This is a genomic window from Marinobacter sp. (assembly GCF_052094685.1).
GTDB lineage: Bacteria > Pseudomonadota > Gammaproteobacteria > Pseudomonadales > Oleiphilaceae > Marinobacter.
The window spans coordinates 1-17,294 of the sequence record NZ_JBQDKB010000017.1 but is presented as its reverse complement, the minus strand read 5'-3'; the positions used below and the strand labels follow the sequence as shown (position 1 = coordinate 17,294).

General features: G+C 53.5%; 18 protein-coding genes. 1 reads left to right on the top strand and 17 read right to left on the bottom strand.

Translation table 11 applies throughout. The features are described 5' to 3' along the window. Window positions 1-65: 65 nt before the first annotated feature. The 11 genes from ybgF to aspS form a co-directional block, all read right to left on the bottom strand. Entirely contained in the window at window positions 66-824 is a 759-nt protein-coding gene (ybgF, locus tag ACTH3S_RS05670) for a tol-pal system protein YbgF (RefSeq protein WP_441808058.1), read from the bottom strand. 27 nt (window positions 825-851) lie between these two features. Then, window positions 852-1,421 (bottom strand): peptidoglycan-associated lipoprotein Pal, encoded by a 570-nt coding sequence (gene pal, locus ACTH3S_RS05665; protein ID WP_441808057.1) that lies wholly within the window; start codon window positions 1,419-1,421, stop codon window positions 852-854. A 67-nt stretch (window positions 1,422-1,488) separates the two neighbouring features. Beyond that, window positions 1,489-2,802, bottom strand: coding sequence for a Tol-Pal system beta propeller repeat protein TolB (tolB, locus tag ACTH3S_RS05660; protein ID WP_441808056.1), 1,314 nt, complete (start codon window positions 2,800-2,802; stop codon window positions 1,489-1,491). A 16-nt stretch (window positions 2,803-2,818) separates the two neighbouring features. Beyond that, window positions 2,819-3,862: a cell envelope integrity protein TolA gene (gene tolA / locus ACTH3S_RS05655; protein ID WP_441808055.1), complete on the bottom strand. Its 1,044-nt coding sequence runs from the start codon at window positions 3,860-3,862 to the stop codon at window positions 2,819-2,821. 22 nt (window positions 3,863-3,884) lie between these two features. After that, window positions 3,885-4,331, bottom strand: a complete 447-nt coding sequence (gene tolR, locus ACTH3S_RS05650) for a protein TolR (protein ID WP_441808054.1) — start codon at window positions 4,329-4,331, stop codon at window positions 3,885-3,887. A 34-nt stretch (window positions 4,332-4,365) separates the two neighbouring features. Further along, window positions 4,366-5,055: a protein TolQ gene (gene tolQ / locus ACTH3S_RS05645; protein WP_441808053.1), complete on the bottom strand. Its 690-nt coding sequence runs from the start codon at window positions 5,053-5,055 to the stop codon at window positions 4,366-4,368. Window positions 5,056-5,058: 3 nt separating this feature from the next. Further along, complete coding sequence (ybgC, locus tag ACTH3S_RS05640) at window positions 5,059-5,520, bottom strand: tol-pal system-associated acyl-CoA thioesterase (RefSeq protein ID WP_441808052.1); 462 nt, start codon at window positions 5,518-5,520, stop codon at window positions 5,059-5,061. Next, the gene (gene ruvB / locus ACTH3S_RS05635) at window positions 5,513-6,544 is read right to left on the bottom strand and encodes a Holliday junction branch migration DNA helicase RuvB (protein WP_441808051.1); all 1,032 of its coding nucleotides are present in this window, start codon (window positions 6,542-6,544) and stop codon (window positions 5,513-5,515) included. Before ruvB ends, ybgC begins: the two co-directional genes overlap by 8 nt. Window positions 6,545-6,683: 139 nt before the next feature. Next, entirely contained in the window at window positions 6,684-7,313 is a 630-nt protein-coding gene (gene ruvA / locus ACTH3S_RS05630; RefSeq protein WP_441808050.1) for a Holliday junction branch migration protein RuvA, read from the bottom strand. Window positions 7,314-7,343: 30 nt separating this feature from the next. Further along, on the bottom strand, window positions 7,344-7,871 hold the full coding sequence (gene ruvC, locus ACTH3S_RS05625; RefSeq protein WP_441808049.1) for a crossover junction endodeoxyribonuclease RuvC: 528 nt from the start codon (window positions 7,869-7,871) through the stop codon (window positions 7,344-7,346). Between the two features lie 12 nt (window positions 7,872-7,883). Beyond that, window positions 7,884-9,689, bottom strand: a complete 1,806-nt coding sequence (aspS, locus tag ACTH3S_RS05620) for an aspartate--tRNA ligase (protein WP_441808048.1) — start codon at window positions 9,687-9,689, stop codon at window positions 7,884-7,886. A 338-nt stretch (window positions 9,690-10,027) separates the two neighbouring features. Between aspS and fabR the strand changes: the two genes are divergently transcribed. After that, the gene (gene fabR / locus ACTH3S_RS05615) at window positions 10,028-10,651 is read left to right on the top strand and encodes an HTH-type transcriptional repressor FabR (RefSeq protein WP_441808047.1); all 624 of its coding nucleotides are present in this window, start codon (window positions 10,028-10,030) and stop codon (window positions 10,649-10,651) included. A 21-nt stretch (window positions 10,652-10,672) separates the two neighbouring features. Here the strand turns inward: fabR and ACTH3S_RS05610 are convergent, their stop codons facing one another. The 6 genes from ACTH3S_RS05610 to ACTH3S_RS05585 all read right to left on the bottom strand — a co-directional run. Then, window positions 10,673-11,110 carry an HIT domain-containing protein gene (locus ACTH3S_RS05610; RefSeq protein WP_441808046.1) on the bottom strand — a complete coding sequence of 146 codons (438 nt, stop codon included), beginning with the start codon at window positions 11,108-11,110 and terminating at the stop codon, window positions 10,673-10,675. Window positions 11,111-11,120: 10 nt separating this feature from the next. Then, window positions 11,121-12,461 (bottom strand): UDP-glucose dehydrogenase family protein, encoded by a 1,341-nt coding sequence (locus ACTH3S_RS05605; RefSeq protein WP_441808045.1) that lies wholly within the window; start codon window positions 12,459-12,461, stop codon window positions 11,121-11,123. 39 nt (window positions 12,462-12,500) lie between these two features. After that, window positions 12,501-13,496, bottom strand: coding sequence for a UDP-glucose 4-epimerase GalE (gene galE, locus ACTH3S_RS05600; RefSeq protein WP_441808044.1), 996 nt, complete (start codon window positions 13,494-13,496; stop codon window positions 12,501-12,503). A gap of 6 nt (window positions 13,497-13,502) precedes the next feature. Then, window positions 13,503-14,006 (bottom strand): tRNA adenosine(34) deaminase TadA, encoded by a 504-nt coding sequence (gene tadA / locus ACTH3S_RS05595; protein ID WP_441808043.1) that lies wholly within the window; start codon window positions 14,004-14,006, stop codon window positions 13,503-13,505. Between the two features lie 104 nt (window positions 14,007-14,110). Next, complete coding sequence (locus tag ACTH3S_RS05590; protein WP_441808042.1) at window positions 14,111-14,722, bottom strand: TetR/AcrR family transcriptional regulator; 612 nt, start codon at window positions 14,720-14,722, stop codon at window positions 14,111-14,113. A gap of 51 nt (window positions 14,723-14,773) precedes the next feature. Continuing rightward, window positions 14,774-17,294, bottom strand: a 2,521-nt coding sequence (locus tag ACTH3S_RS05585; RefSeq protein WP_441808041.1) for an efflux RND transporter permease subunit, incomplete at its 5' end; no start/stop codon positions are given.

Below are 17,294 nucleotides of genomic sequence, written 5' to 3'. Positions count from 1 at the left end.
TGATTTTTCCCCGACGATCAACCCTTTCGCGCCATGTTTTTAAAAATTTTTCTAAAACGCCGCTCTCAGCTCTGACCAGAATCCAGGAATTTTTTGGCTAGCCGGGCAGCATCGCTTTCGGGATAGTCATTAACAACCTGTTCCATCTGGCGGCGAGCATCGGCTTTTTCATCCAGCCGATCCAGCGTTACGCCAAGTTTGTAGACAGCATCCGGCGCCTTGCGGTGATCCTCATAACGGGTCGCCACAATAGAGAACGCCTGACGAGCCTGCTCAAGCTGAGGTTTTACAAGATAAACCTCGCCTAACCAGTAATAGGCATTCACCGTTAAGTCCCCTTCAGGGTACTTGTCTATAAACTCGTAAAGCCGACTAATGGCTTCGTCGTATTTTTTCTGTTTATGAATAAGATCCTGAATAGCCCTGTATGTTTTGCGCTCTTCAGGCTCGGGCTGGCGATACTCTCGTATCTCAGCCGCACCCTTATCCTTTCCAGCTTTCTCACCCGAGGCCTCAGCGGCCTGAGGCTGGGCCGACATCTTCTCTGAAAGATCGAGAATGCGCTGATCCAGATCGATATATCGGTCTCTGCCCTGGTTCTGCAGGCGCTTGATAAGGTGTTGCTGCTCTTCAGACTCACCCTGAAGCCGCCGGACTTCGCCTTGAAGCTGCTGAATCATGTAGAAGAGCTCTGACGTGGCCTGGCTGGTATTGGCCTTACGCTGAGTCTCTGACTGTGCGGACGTAGATGATTGCGCCAGCGCTATTCCCGCCTGCCCAAGGGCAAGCGGGAAAATCACTGCCGCCATGAGCTGTTTTCTCATGGGGTTAACCTGATGTTGTATGTGCGTTTACTCGAATACGAGTTCCACACGGCGATTCTGTGCCCAAGAACTCTCTGACGAGCCCATAACCGCCGGCTTCTCTTCACCATAGCTTACGGTTTCCATTTGGCCCCGTGAAGCGCCATTCACGATCAGGAAGCGCTGAACCGCATTAGCACGACGCTCACCGATGGCCAAGTTATATTCCTTGGAGCCGCGCTCATCACCGTGGCCTTCAAGACGCACGTTTTGACCAGGATTGTTGGTCAGATAGCGGGCGTGAGCCATCAGTACATCGCGAGCTTCTGGCTTGATTTCGGAGGTGTCAAAATCAAAATAGAATGTGGTGATATCGCGCAGGGCTTCCTGTTCAGCTTGCTGCTGAGCTTCCATGCGCTCTTCTTCAGTCATTGAAGACGAAGAAATGCCATCTTGATCGCCACCACCATAAACGGTAGAACCTTGATCCTGATCAATGGGTGCAACATCGGAGTCGTAGCCGCCGTCATCCATGTTTTCACCGGTAGTGCTACAACCGGCGAAAAGGCCTGCGGAGAACAAAAGAGCAATTACTTTGGTTTGAGCTGACAACTTCATGGTTCATTCCTTTCCGTTGATTGACTTCAATTTCTGCCTTTTCGGTGAATGCTTTTGCAATCACTCACTACCGAACAATAGGCCCCCAGGCCGGATCGCGAACGTTACCTTCCGAGGCGGGTAGGCTGTACGCAGCGCCACCGTCTGAGGAGATGACGGTCAGTACGCTTTCACCACTTTGTTTGGTGGCATAAATCAACATGCGACCGTTTGGCGACACGCTGGGGGACTCATCGGATTCTGTACGAGTAAGGACCGTTTCCTCATCGTTTTTAAGGTTGGTACGGGCAATCAGGAACGCGCCATCTCGCTGATGCACGTAATACACATATTCGCCCTTGCTGTCTGGGCGCGGGCGCGCATTGTATCGGCTACCAAACGTGATGCGCCTTGGCTCAGCGCCAGGCTGCGCCATGTAATAAATTTGTGGGCCACCAGAACGGTCTGAGGTGAAAAACACGCCTTCACCAGAACTATCCCAGGCTGCCTCAGTATCAATCGCCCAGTGACTGGTCAGTTTTGTCACTTTCTGGGTTTGAAGGTTCATTTTGTAGATCTCAGCGTTACCGTCTTTCGATAACGTCATTAGCAGCGACTGCCCGTCGGCCGACCAGGTCGGCGCCGAGTTCAGTCCACGAAAATCCGCGACTTTTGTACGCTGACCAGTGCGGAGCTCGTGCACGAATATGGCTGGCTTGCCGGATTCAAACGACACATAAGCCAGCTTTTTACCATCTGGCGACCAAGCCGGTGACATAATAGGCTCTTTGCTTTCAAGGCGGATTTTGGCGCGTTTTCCGTCTATATCACTCACCTGCAACCGGTAACGGGCTTCTCCGTTTGCCCTATCAAGCGTCACGTAGGCAAGCTTAGTGGAGAAGGCACCAGGAACGCCCGTAATGGCTTCGTATACTTTGTCGCTGACGTGGTGGGCCAGTGACCGAATATTTGAAGCTGGCGCTGCAGCGGTTTCGCCAAGAATCCGTTCTTCACGGTTAACATCAAACAACTCATAACGAGCTTCCACACGGTCACCATTACGGGTTAGCTCGCCTACCAGCACGTACCGCTGCCCAAGCATTCGCCAATCCCGGAAATATATATCTGAACGCTTTGATGGCAGGCTCAGCATCTTCTCAGGGGATAAGGGGCGAAACTCGCCACTCATTGCCAAATCGGCCTGAACAATGCTACTCAATTTGTCTCCAGATGGCATGCTGCCACTCTCTGAAAACGGCACCACTGACAATGGAATAGCAGAATCAGCGCCTTCGGTAACACGGATCAGCAATTCAGCCTGAGCAGTGGTAGCTGCCAGAAGCATCAGAGCAACCGCAGCATAAAACGTCTTTAATAGACTGAAAGAAACTTTCTGTATCATGGCGTTACCCGCTTCCTTATCTCAATCTGCGAGGATTGAATTCAATCGTGAACTGGCGAAAATAGGCTTCAAACGCGTCCCGTTCAGACGGCACCGGGTACCGATTTAAAGACTTCACCGCGCCCAATGCAGAGTTATCAAACGCTGTGTTTCCGCTACTGGCCATCACTTTCACACTGACCAACTCACCGGTTGGTAGCAACGTAATCTGCAAACGTACTGTCATCTCTTCGGTTGCAGAAGACGGAGGAAACCAAGCCTGGCTCAGCTTCTCACGAATCATCGCTTGGTATTTCTCACTCTCCGACAGCATCCGTGCCTCGTTGGCCTTGGCCGCCGCGGCCTGTTTTCTGCGCTGTGCTTCTTCCGCGCGGGCTTTTCTAGCCTGATCAGCCTGCGCCTCCAGCTGCTGTTCCTGCAGTCTGCGCTCAGACTCTAGCCGCTTCCGTTCGGCTTCCTTACGAGCCTGCTCTTCCTTTTTCTTGCGTTCGGCTTCTTCGCGTTTACGTTGCTCTTCTTGGCGCCGCTTTTCCTCTTCAGCTTTTTTCTGGGCAGCTTGCTGTCGCTGTTTTTCAGCTTCAGCTTCTGCCTTATTGCGCTCACGTTCTTTGGCTTCAGCCTCGGCCTTCTGGCGCGCGGCTTCAGCTTCACGCGCCTCTTGAACCTTACGCTCCTCAGCCTTAGCTTGCTTGCGCTTGCGTTCTTGCTCGTCAGCTTTTCGTTTAGCGTCTTCGCGCTTCTTCTGCTCTGTGGCCTTGCGCGCTTCTTCCTCTTTCTGGCGCTTTTGCGCTTCCGCCTGCTTCTGTTTCTCAAGCTCTTTCTGTTCTTGCTCTCGATCCGGTTGATCTACAGGCTCAACAACCGGGCTGGGCTCAGGCTTCTGCTGGGTAATAAGGCGAGCAGAAACGCTGTTGGGAGGTGGCTCATGGATAGGTGAAGACCATGACCAACCTACTAGGCCAACACCGGCAATAAGCAGGTGCAAAGCAATTGAAAGCGCGACTGGCGACTTCCAAGCCGGCGTTCCGGTACTGGTAAATTCCCGTTCGTGACCTGTCACAACAATTCCGCCCGCCCTGATCTCACGTTTCGTCCGGGAGCGTATCGGTAATCAGACCAACGCTGGTCGCCCCCGCACCCTGAAGAGCTGCCATCAAACGCACCACTGTGCCGTATTCCACATTTTCGTCGCCACGCACAAGTATGTCGCCGGATGTCCTTTGAGACAGGATTTTGGCTACCTGCTCACGAACTTCCGCAAGAGACATAGGATCACTACCCTTATCACCAACCTCGACATAATAGGCTCCGTTGGAATCTACCGACACGACAATGGATTCTACATCTTTGTCTGCCTGAATCGGGTCAGATGAAGTCTCTGGCAAATCAACTTTAACGCCTTGAGTGAGCATGGGTGCCGTGACCATAAAAATAATCAACAGCACCAGCATTACGTCGATATACGGAACGACGTTAATCTCCGCCATCGGCTTGCGCCGATTTTCGGGCATCATCCCCATACCTTTCATAGCACTGTGCTCCGGCTGCTAACGGTAAACGTCATTAGGCTGCGCCCTTATCAGCACTGTGAACACGGCGATGCAGAATGCTGGAAAACTCTTCCGCAAAGGTTTCGTAATTTTTCAGAAGCGCATCCGACTTGGTAGAAAACCGGTTATAAGCAATAACTGCGGGAATCGCGGCAAACAGGCCCATGGCGGTCGCAATAAGTGCTTCCGAGATACCTGGCGCCACAGTGGCCAGCGTAGCCTGCTGAACCTGTGCCAAACCGCGAAATGAGTTCATAATCCCCCAAACCGTGCCGAACAGACCAACATAGGGACTGGTAGAACCAACCGTCGCAAGAAACGGCAAATGAGTTTCAAAGCGCTCCTGCTCACGGGAAAACGCAACTCGCATGGCTCGCTGAGTTCCTTCCATGACAGCATCTGCGTCGCGGCTTTGCTGACGCAACCGCGAAAACTCTTTGAATCCGGCGCGAAATAACGACTCCATCCCAGAGAAAGGCGTTGGCTCGGCGCTCACTTCGCGATAGAGCTGCCCCAAATCCATGCCGGACCAGAAGCGCTCTTCAAACGCAAGCTGCGCTTGGCGGGCCTTGCGAAAAACCTGAAAGCGCTGAAAAATAAACGCCCATGACATTATCGATGCGGCGGCAAGTAGCAACATAACCAGTTGCACCAACACACCGGCATTAGAAACCAGACTCCAGACTGACAGTTCCGAATCCACCGCTTACTCCTGGCTTAGCTCGTGTTTTGTTTCAAAATGCTGCTTATTCTGTTCGAGCAGCTCTCGCATATTTTCTGGCAAACGCCTTGGTCGCCCGTTGTCGAGGGCTATGCAGGCAACTCTTACTTCCGCTTCGCACAACGGTTTTCCATCCCGTACCCGCACAACCCGCTGGCGAAACTTCATCCAAACTCGACCAAAGGCCACTGGCTCTGCGGTTACGGTAAGCTCATCATCAAGCACAGCAGGCGTGGCATAGTGAATCGAAAGTCGCTGTACAACATAACTTATGTTGTCCGCCATTCCCGCCCTGAGCCCTATTCCGCAGCTACGCACCCACTCTGTGCGAGCGCGCTCCATGTAATGGAGGTAGCGGGCATGAAAGACAATGCCGCCGGCATCTGTATCTTCAATGTAGACTCGCACTGGCCATGCAAACACGGCCGGAGCCACGCGGTCACTCAAAAGAGCCTCCCGCAGAATCCCGATTTTCCCTCACAATACCGAAGTGCTGATACGCATGGGATGTCACCATACGACCACGGGGCGTACGCATTATGTAACCCTGTTGAATCAAAAAAGGCTCAAGCACATCCTCTATCGTACCCCGCTCTTCACTGATCGCGGCGGCAAGGCTTTCAACGCCTACTGGCCCACCATCGAATTTTTCAATCATCGCCAGCAGTAACCGCCGATCCATATGATCAAAACCTTGGCCATCAACTTTCAGCATGTTCAGAGCCTGGTCTGCAATTCCTGCATCTATATGGCCGTTCGCCCGCACTTCCGCATAATCCCTCACCCGCCGTAACAGCCGATTGGCTATTCGGGGTGTTCCCCGGGAGCGGCGAGCTATCTCGTAGGCGCCTTCTTCATCAACATCAACGCCTGACAAGCGCGCAGAACGCATAATAATGTGCGTAAGATCCGCCGTATTATAAAACTCCAGGCGCTGCACAATGCCGAAACGATCCCGCAGGGGCGACGTTAATAAACCCGCGCGAGTGGTTGCGCCAACGAGAGTAAATGGTGGCAAATCCAGCTTGATGGAACGCGCTGCAGGCCCCTCGCCGATCATAATATCCAACTGATAGTCTTCCATCGCTGGATACAATATTTCTTCTACCACGGCGCTAAGGCGGTGTATCTCGTCAATAAAGAGAACATCGCCCTCTTCAAGGTTGGTAAGCATGGCTGCCAAATCGCCGGCTTTTTCAAGAACCGGCCCGGAAGTGGTTTTTATCGCCACCCCCATTTCATTGGCAACAATGTTGGCAAGTGTGGTTTTACCCAATCCTGGCGGCCCAAAAATCAGCACATGATCCAGAGCTTCTCGGCGCCCACGAGCCGCCGACATAAAGATGTCCATCTGCTCCCGTACAACGGGCTGCCCCACATACTCCGAAAGCAACGTGGGCCGGATAGCGCGATCCTGAACCTCTTCGTTGTCACCGGTCCGGGCTGAAATCAGTCGATCCGACTCAATCATTTACTCATCCGCTTATCGGGAATCAATAGACTGCCACTTGAAACCAAAAGTGACCCAATTGTACAAACAGCCCTGTGCGTGTCACGTTACGCTCTCTACAGGTTTGGTGCTATACAAGCGACATATTAAAGTCACGTCATCAAGCAGGAATCATGTTGCGCAAGGCCAGACGAATCAGGGCTTCGCTGGACATACCCTCTTCCGCCACCCTGGAAATCGCCCGCGCGGCCTCTTGAGGCTTATACCCAAGAGCAATGAGCGCAGCCTCCGCTTCGTCGGCCGGATTGTGTGAAGTAACTGAAGGCGCGGGCACGTCTGCTGCCGAGCCCTGCGTGTGCGCCGACCCAGATATAAACTGGCCTTCCAGCTGTTTGATGCGGTCTGCCATCTCAATCAACAGGCGCTCTGCCGTTTTTTTACCAACACCGGGAAGCTTCACTAGAGAATTGATATCACGCGCTTCAACACAGCGAATAAACTGCTGTGCATCCAGGCCAGACAATATGCCGATGGCCATTTTTGGGCCCACGCCGTTCACCTTGATCAGCAACCGGAATAGGTTCCGATCAAGCCCTGAGGCAAAACCAAACAGGCTTTGAGCGTCTTCGCGAACCGCAAAATGTGTATGAAGGGTAACTTCCTGGCCGGTTTCTGGCAGGTTAAAGAAGGTGGTGTAAGGGATATCAACTTCGTAACCCAGGCCACTGCACTCAACTAGCGCCTGCCCGGGTGACTTTTCGACCAGAATACCTCGGATACGACCTATCAAGGAAAGCCTCCTGTCGCTCCTCAGAGCAGTTTATTGTTGTCGCACACGCCCGCTGCGCGCTTTACCCGCAGCGCCTGCAACTTTCAAAATGCTTTGATTCATGTGCGCATGGCACAGGGCGATGGCCAAAGCGTCGGCGGCATCTTCCTGGGGTTTGCGGGAAAGTGACAGCAACACCTGAACCATGTGCTGTACCTGAGATTTTTCAGCTCCGCCCTTGCCCACCACTGCCTGTTTAACCTGCCGTGCAGAGTATTCGTGCACAGCTAACCCGCTGGTGGCGGCACCTACTATAGCAGCACCACGGGCCTGACCAAGCTTGAGCGCGGAATCTGGGTTGCGGGCCATGAACACCTGCTCAATAGCAAACTCCTGTGGCCGATATTCATCGATCAAACTCACCAGGCTTTGAAAGATGATTTTCAGGCGCTCCGGCATGGGCTTTTCACCCATGCGGATACAACCGCTGTCGATATATTCTATGTGCCGGCCTTCGGCACGGATAATCCCGTAACCGGTGATTCTTGAGCCGGGGTCGACACCTAGAATAATCGCCACATCAGTGCCTGCTTACTTTTCTTCGGCTTCTGAAGCCTGATCGTCAGCCGCTTTTGCCGGCTTTTTACGTAGGCGAATGTTCAGCTCACGCAGTTGCTTCTCGTCCACTTCACCCGGTGCCTGAGTCATCAAGCAGGTTGCGCTCTGGGTTTTCGGGAAGGCGATCACATCACGAATGGAGCTGGCGCCAGTAAGCAGCATAATGAGACGATCCAAGCCCAAAGCCAGGCCACCATGTGGCGGGCAACCGTACTTGAGAGCATCAAGCAGGAAGCCGAATTTGGCGCGAGCCTCTTCCTCGCCAATGCCCAAAATGCGGAGCACTTCCTGCTGCATTTGCTGGTTGTGGATACGAATAGAACCACCACCCAGCTCGGTGCCGTTAAGAACCATATCGTAGGCGCGGGACAAAGCCGTTGCCGGGTTCGACGCCAGCTCTTCCGGGCTGCAGCTAGGCGCGGTGAACGGGTGGTGAATGGCGGTAAACCCGCCATCAGGCAGTTCTTCGAACATTGGGAAGTCCACAACCCACATGGGCGCCCATTCCGAAGTCAGCAAATTCAGATCATGGCCAACGCGGATGCGCAGAGCGCCAAGAGCTTCATTTACAACTGTGGTCTTGTCGGCGCCAAAGAACACAATATCGCCGTCCTCGGCTCCCGTGCGTTCGATAACGGCCATGGCAACATCATCGCCAAGGAACTTCACGATTGGCGACTGCAGGCCTGCCACGCCCTTGGCCAAATCGTTCACCTTGATATAGGCCAGACCTTTCGCACCGTAAATACCAACAAACTTGGTGTATTCATCGATTTTCTTGCGGCTCAGCTCTCCGCCTTTTGGTACGCGCAGAGCAGCAACACGCCCCTTCGGATCCTTGGCTGGGCCGGCAAATACTTTGAAATCGACGCCGGCGACCAGGTCACCCACATCTTGAAGCTCAAGCGGGATACGCAAGTCTGGCTTATCGCTTCCGAAACGATCCATGGCTTCGGCGTGCGACATACGCGGGAATGTCGGCAACTCGACATCCATAACGTCTTTGAACAAAGCGCGAATCATGCCCTCGTTCAGGTTCATCAGGTCTTCTTCGTCAACGAACGACGCTTCGATATCCACCTGGGTAAACTCAGGTTGACGATCTGCACGCAGATCCTCGTCACGGAAGCACTTTGCGATCTGGTAATAGCGATCGACACCAGACACCATCAGCATTTGTTTAAACAGCTGGGGCGACTGCGGAAGCGCGAAGAACGACCCTTCATGAGTACGGCTTGGCACCAGATAGTCACGGGCACCTTCAGGCGTGGCACGAGTCAAGATGGGTGTTTCCACATCCATAAAGCCGTTGCTGTCCAGGTAGTTACGGATATAACTGGTTACCCGTGAACGGAACCTTAGCCGGTTCAGCATTTCTGGGCGGCGCAGGTCGATGAAGCGGTAACGCAGGCGAACGTCCTCACCTACATCTACGTGCTCATCCAGCGGGAAGGGAGGCGTGGCTGCGGCGTTCAGAATGGTCACTTCTTTACCCAGCATCTCAACCTGGCCCGTAGGCATGTTGCTGTTCTCAGTGCCAGCAGGTCGACGACGCACAAGGCCTGTTACCTTCACCACAAATTCGCTGCGCACTTTTTCTGCCAGCGCAAAGCTTTCAGGGGTATCCGGATCGATCACAACTTGGGAAATGCCATCCCGGTCTCGCAGATCCAGGAAGATAACCCCACCATGGTCACGGCGGCGGTGTACCCATCCGCAGAGTGTAACTTCCTGATCAATGTGAGATTCGTTGATCCCACCGCAATAATGACTGCGCATACCGGTTCCCGTAGTGTCTAATGTTTACGTGATTGTCTGATAAATCTGGCAAGCAATCGGGCGTATAGAGCCTACCGAAACACGCTGTAAATACGTCCATGTACGCTCGGCTCCGCCATCCATGGCTCCGCACGGTTTCGGTAGGCTCTATACGCCCGCTTGCCCTAAATTCGATCTTGGCCCGCCAAATAAGCAGGAACCATACTGTAAAGGCGCACCATTATAAACAGTTTGGCGCCGGAAATCAGGCGTGTTTGCCCCAGAATAAAAGGGTTCGGGTGACTACCGGAAGGCAGATCGCTAGAATGCAGCGTTCATGTATTACTGGAGCCGCAATCTTGTCAACAAGAGCCGAACAGAAACTTCTCACCCGGCGCGCCCTAATGGATTCTGCCCTCGCCCAGTTGAGCGCGGATCGCGGTTTCGGGAGCCTAAGCCTGCGGGAAGTGGCGCGGGAAGCCGGAATTGCGCCAACCTCTTTCTATCGCCACTTTGCAGATCTTGATGAATTGGGGCTGGTACTGGTCGACGAAGGCGGCGTAGCTTTACGGCAGCTTATGCGTCAGGCGCGCAAGCGAATTGCCCGGGATGGCAGTGCTATCTCTACCTCTGTAGAAACCTTTATGGAGTATCTTGGCAATAATGCCAACCTGTTCCGGCTAATGCTTCGGGAACGCACCGGTGGCTCAAAACCATTCCGAACGGCCATTAAAGCTGAGATTGATCACTTCGTGACGGAGCTTGCTGACGATTTGCGGCGCCTTGCGGATGAACAGCGCAAACCGTTATCTGAAGCCAGGCTGGTTGCCGAAGCCATGGTTACACTGGTATTCAACCAAGGGGCGGATGCTTTGGATGGAACGCCAAAAGAGCGGGAAGAGCTGAAAGCCAAGCTTAAAACCGAGCTCAGGATGATTTTGATTGGTTCTCAACGGCTAGCCAAGCATGCATCAACCCGTTAATTAGAGGTAACCAGTTAACACTCAGGCAACGCCTAGCTCAGCCAACACAGGCGCAAGAGACCGCTTGGCTTTTGCAAGCCGGTCGTCGTCATAAGGAACCGGTGACTGCTTCCCCCACACAGGGCCGGGCCAGGCAGGGTCACCTTCAAAGCGGACAATGTGATGCAAATGCAGCTGGGGAACCATGTTCCCAAGTGCCGCGACATTCATTTTGTCGCCACCGAACGCGTCCATCATGCCACGGCTGAGCGCCGAGGATTCCTGCATCAGCACTTGTTGCTGTTCCGCGTTTAACTCGTAAATTTCGCGAATACCCGCAAATGCTGGTACCAGCAATACCCAGGGCCAGGTCTGATCATTCATCAGCCGAACTTCACATAAACTGCTCCGACCAAGACTGATGGTATCCGCCGCCAGCCGTTCGTGAAGCTGGTAGTTCTGATCCTGGCTCTGAGTCATCTCTGCGCCCTTACGATTGAAACTGGTTACGGCCGCGACCAATAGCGTAGTAAATCAGATCGTGACGGGCCAATACTTCCGGGTCGTAGAGGTTACGACCATCGAACACAACTGGCTCGTTCAAGGCTGATGCAATGGCTGAAAAATCTGGCGAACGGAACTCTTTCCACTCGGTGCAGATCGTCAATACATCGGCACCCCGTAACGCTTGCTCCTTGGTTCCGCACAGCGCTAAACCTTCATGATCGCCGTATATACGCTGGGTCTCTTCCATGGCCTCCGGATCAAACGCTTGCACTTTCGCGCCGGCCTTCCAGAGCTTCTCCATCAGCGTACGGGCTGAAGCTTCGCGCATGTCGTCTGTATTTGGCTTGAACGCCAACCCCCAGATCGCCACCACTTTACCCTGCAGATCACCACCAAAATAGTGGCTAATCTTGTCGAAAAGCACATGTTTCTGAGCGTAGTTAACCGCCTCTACAGCATTGAGTATGCGCGCATCATAGCCAAAATCGCTCGCCGTACGTGCCAGCGCCTGCACATCTTTAGGGAAGCAAGAGCCACCGTATCCACAACCAGGATAGATAAAGTGATAACCGATGCGTGGGTCCGAGCCGATACCACGACGAACCGCTTCGATATCCGCACCCAAGCGCTCAGCCAAGTTCGCAATCTCGTTCATGAAGCTGATTTTAGTGGCCAGCAAGGAGTTGGCTGCGTACTTGGTTAGCTCCGCAGACCGGATATCCATAAAGATCATGCGATCATGGCTGCGGTTGAACGGGTAGTACACTTCCCGAAGTACATCCGAGGCTCTATCACTGTCGGTGCCGATAATAATGCGATCCGGCTTCATGAAGTCGTTAATCGCCGCGCCTTCCTTCAGGAACTCCGGGTTGGAGACCACATCAAACTCAAGCTCCAGACCACGGCTATCGAGCTGCGCAAGAACGGCTGCTTTGACCTTATCACCGGTGCCAACTGGCACTGTGGATTTGTCCACAATGACTTTATAGTCATCCATGTGTTGCCCGATGGACTTGGCTACAGCCGTTACATACTGCAAGTCAGCTGAACCGTCTTCATCCGGCGGCGTGCCTACAGCGATAAACTGGAGCGTGCCGTGCTGCACGGCTTCGCGCACATCGGTTGTGAACGCCAGGCGCCCGGCTTCCACCGTGTGCTTTACGATGTTATCGAGCCCAGGCTCATAAATGGGGATTTGGCCATTTTTCAGCTTGTCGATCTTTGCCTGATCAACGTCCATGCAAAGTACGTTATGACCAACATCAGCCAAACAGGCCCCTGTAACCAGCCCGACATAACCGGTACCAAAAATCGTTATCTTCATCCTTCAAATCCCGATATTTATGATATTTAAAAAAGATTTTTACTGGCTAACCGCAGTTTTTTTCTTCTGCCAGATTGCCTCCCAGGCCAACGCAGTGCCAACAATCGTTTCCAGATCGTCGTAGACAGGCTGCCAGCCCAGGGTCTTTTTAATCAGTGTATTGTCTGCCATTAACGCGCCAGGGTCACCGGCACGGCGGCCAGCTTCAGCGGCCGGGAAATCAACGCCAGACTGCTTGCGTACCATGTCTATCACTTCCCGCACGGTAAACCCGCGGCCATAACCACAATTCATGACCTTTGATTCACCACCGCCGGCCATGTAATTGAGCGCCATGACATGGGCACTGGCAAGGTCTTCCACATGAATATAATCACGAACACAGGTACCGTCGCTGGTATCGTAATCCGTACCAAAAATGCTCATACCGTCACGCTGCCCGGTCACACATTCACAGGCTACCTTGATAAGGTGGGTCGCTTCGGGGGTTGCCTGGCCGAGCAAGCCTTCCGGGTTAGCACCCGCCACGTTAAAGTAGCGCAGCACAACGTAATTCAGGTCAGAAGCGGCTGCGAGATCCATGATCATCCGCTCGCTCATCATCTTGGATGCGCCGTAGGGATTAATCGGCGCAAGCGGCAGATCTTCCGTAAGAACCGTTTGCTCGGGCGTGCCATAAACCGCTGCGGTAGAAGAAAATACCATGTACGGCACTTTGTACTTATCGACAGCTTTAAGCAGATTCAGAGTGTTGCGAGTGTTATTGCTGTAGTACTTAAGCGGGTTGGTAACGGACTCTGGAACCACAATATTGGCCGCAAAGTGCAGAACCGCTTCAAAATCATATATAGAGAAGACCTGATCGATGTCTTCCTCGTTCGCCAGATCGCCTACCACCAGCTCACCCGCAGTCACTGCCCAGCGGTACCCCGTGGAAAGGTTGTCAAACACCACAATATCGTGGCCGGCCTCAGCCAGTTGGCGCACCACATGACTTCCGATGTATCCGGCACCGCCGGTAACGAGTACTTTCATGCAGACCTACTCCTTCCCTGAATCCTGTTTGCGCCGCTGCCGGATTTCGGCCCGCCGGCGGCTGAAAAAATCGCTGATTATCTGGCTACAGTCATCCTGCAGAATGCCATCCACTGCCTCAACCTGCCAGTTCAGGTGGGGCTCATCCAACGTTCGCCGTGCTGATTCTACCGCACCTGCTTTCGGTTCGCAGGCGCCGTAAACAAGCCGGCTAATACGAGAATGAACAATGGCGCCTACGCACATGGTGCAGGGTTCCAAGGTAACGTAAAGAGTGGCTCCACTCAGGCGGTAGTTCTCTACTTTAGCAGACGCATCGCGCAGCGCATTTATCTCGGCATGGGCTGTCGGATCACATCCGGTAATTGGCGTGTTAAAGCCCGCACCCAGCTCTTTGCCATCACGAACTACAACCGCACCGACAGGAACCTCACCTATTGAAGCGCCCTGGGCCGCCAGCTCTAGCGCACGAGCCATCCAGTATTCGTCGCTGTGTTCTATATCCGGCATTGTGACCGCTCTGCGTGAAGGCTTCGGTGTAGGTATTCTGCTGACGAGGCTGTAAAAGGCGATGAAAATACCATCATTCGCTTTTATTACCAAACGCAACGGGCTTAACCAGAAGCGGCAATACCACGGCGATAAATAGCAAACACACGAGGCGCATCCCGAACCATCTGCTCCATGTCACCAGAAATCAGCGACTGCATAATTAGGCCCTGAATGGTGCCAATAAAAAGCGTGACGGCAGCTTGGCTGTCCAACTCAGCAGACAGTTCATTTCGCAACTTGGCCGTTTCAAGTAGCGTATTCAAGCGCTCTGCATATTGCTTGAGAAGTGCGTGCGCAAGCCGCTTTGCAGGCGTCACTTTGGCGCCTTGAAGTTCGCCAAACAGCATACGGGGCGCCCCAGGGTGCTGAGAGACAAAGGCAATATGGGCCATAAACATAGCCTGCATTGCCTCAAGAGGAGATTCGACACCCTCGGCGGCCTTGTCGATTCGTGCCATAAGCCGTTCGGCAACCCACTTCATCACCGCTTGCCAGATAGCCTCTTTGTTCGGGAAGTGCCGGAACAACGCGCCCTGGGTCAGCTTCATGTGTTTGGCGATGGCTGCCGTTGTTATATCGCCGGGGTTTGTGGAGGCGGCAAGATCAATCACGGCCTCCACAGTTACGTTGCGGCGCTCCTCGGCAGGAAGGTTCTTTTGTCTGGTCTTATCCATGGTGTTCTCTCATAAACAAATCATACACCGATTGCTACCCGCATCAGGTGACTATTCGGCCTCGGCGGTCTCATCGCGAGTCCAGCCCCAGTCGTCAAACAACACATAAACAGCCGGAATCATCACGAGCACCAGCACGGTTGTGGCTAACAGGCCAAATACCACGGAAATCACCAAAGGTTTGATGGCTGCAGATTGCACACTGGTTTCGGCCAATAACGGCAGTAACCCGGCGATCGTGGTGGTCGAGGTAATAAGGATGGCGCGAAGCCTGTCGCGACTAGCCTGCCCTGCCGCAACAATCGCACTCATACCCTTTCGGCGATACTCCTTTATAAACTGCACAAGCAGGATGGAATCGTTAACCACAATCCCAGCAAGAGACGCTGCGCCGATCATGGATGGCATCGAGATGTACCAACCCAACAGAACATGCCCCCACAGCGCACCTACAAAAGCCAAAGGAATCGCTAACATAACAATAAATGGCTCCGCGTAACTGCGGAACTGAAAAGACAAAATCACAAATATGCCCAACAAACCGATCATCAAGCCGCGTGCTATAGAGCCGCCAGTTTCTGCCGAGCGGGCCACCTGCCCTTCAAATGCAACAGCAACGTTCGGGTGGCGTTGCTCGAATTCAGTCAGCCATTTACTGCGCATATCATTAACAACCGACTGGGCGCTCGCCTTCCCCGCATTTACGTTCGCCTGAACTGTAACCGTTCGCTGGCCGTCAACGCGGGTGATCATGGCCCAGCCACGCCGTTCGTGTATATCGACCACAACTTCCAACGGAACCTGCGCCCCGCTGGGCAGTAAAATGGTTTGATCGGCAAGATTATCCAGGCTAGATCTGTCGCTGAGGTTCTGGCGGACCAGTATGTCTATATCGTGCAGGCCAATACGCTGCGTATCGACGATTTCCCCAAGGAAAGCCGCACGTAGTTGCGAGGCGACCATCTCTGCCGTTAACCCAGTGGTCACGGCACCTTCCTTCAAGGTGAAGGTTCGTTGCGGTTTACCGGGGCGTAAATCGTCGATGATATTGTAAACGGCACCATAGCCGTTCAGATAATGGCTTGTTTCCAAGGCCGCTGCTTTGAGTTCATCTAGATTAAACCCCTGCAGGCGCACTTCAATAGGTATCCCAGCGGGGCCAAAACCCGGTTCTTGAATAATCAGGCTCGCAAGCCCGGGGATTTCACCAATCTGGTCACGCCAGGCAACCGTTAGCTCATCCAGTGTTAGAGTCCGACGCTCGGCACTCAACAGATCCACCATTACCGTCGCTACGTGGGCGCCAGCCTCCTGTGCACTTGGGTTATAGTTGAAGCGAACCTGTATGGATTTGACCAAGGCTTCCTCGCTAGGTTGCTCTGGCGTGAGTGCCTCATCGAGACGCAACATTGCATTGGAAATTTGTTTGGCAGCCTGCTCGGTGCGAGCCAGTGGCGTGCCTTGGGGCATTAAAAGCCGGGCTTCCAAAGTATCACCATCAAGATCTGGCATGGCTTCTGTACTTACATGGCCACCTGCCATAAAGCCCGCAGTACCCAGAAGTATAAGTAGCACAGCACCCAATACGGCATAGCGCCAGCTCACCGCTCTATCTGCCAAACGGCCAACATGCTCTTGAAACACATCAAAGCGCCGGTCAAAGGCTTCTCGGAACCGAGATCGGGTATCCGCTCGCAGTGATGTCACTGTGCCTTTTAAATGATGTGGGAGAATCCAAAGGGCTTCAATAAGACTGGCGAACAACGCGGCAATCAACACCACTGGCAATACTTCAAGCACGGCACCCAGCTCACCGGCAAGAAATGCCAGAGGAGCGAACACCCAAACGGTTGTCAGAAACGAGGACACGACTCCCGGCAACACTTGTAGCGTGCCGTCTACCACCGCGTTCAAGGGCGTAGCGCCCTTCTGTGCCTGAACGGCAATGTTATCGGCAATGACGACTGCGTCATCCATCACAATGCCGATCGCCATTAACAGCGCTACCAAGGTGATCATGTTCAGCGACAAACCAGTTAGACTCATCACAAAAAACGCACCCATAAATGCAACGGGCAAACCAAGCACGGCCCAAAGCGCAAGGCGTGGGCGGAAGAACAAACCCATTACCACGATAAGTAAGGCCAGCCCCGCAAGGCCATTACTCACGAGCATTTCCAGCCGATCGCGAACAATACTGGTCATATTCTGCGTGAGGGTTAGCTGTAATGCCCCGTCTATACGTTGGCGCTCAGCGTCCATCAGCGCTGTGAGTTCATCGAGCACATTCAACGAATCATCACGGAGTGTTTTACTGAGTTCCAGCACAATCGCGCGCTGGTTATTGAAGTAAATTTTTGCCTCGGGGCGCTCCCCGGTTTCCCGCAACGTTGCTATCTGGCCTAGGGTGAGCTCGCCTCCGCGACTGCTCGATACAACCACTACATCTGCAAGCTCTTGCAAACTGCGCCGCTGGTCGGTAAAGCGCAGTAAAATATCTCGATCTGCGGTTTCCAAAGTGCCTAGCAGCCTGTCGGACTTAACCAAGCAGTATCGACATGAGATAATCGGG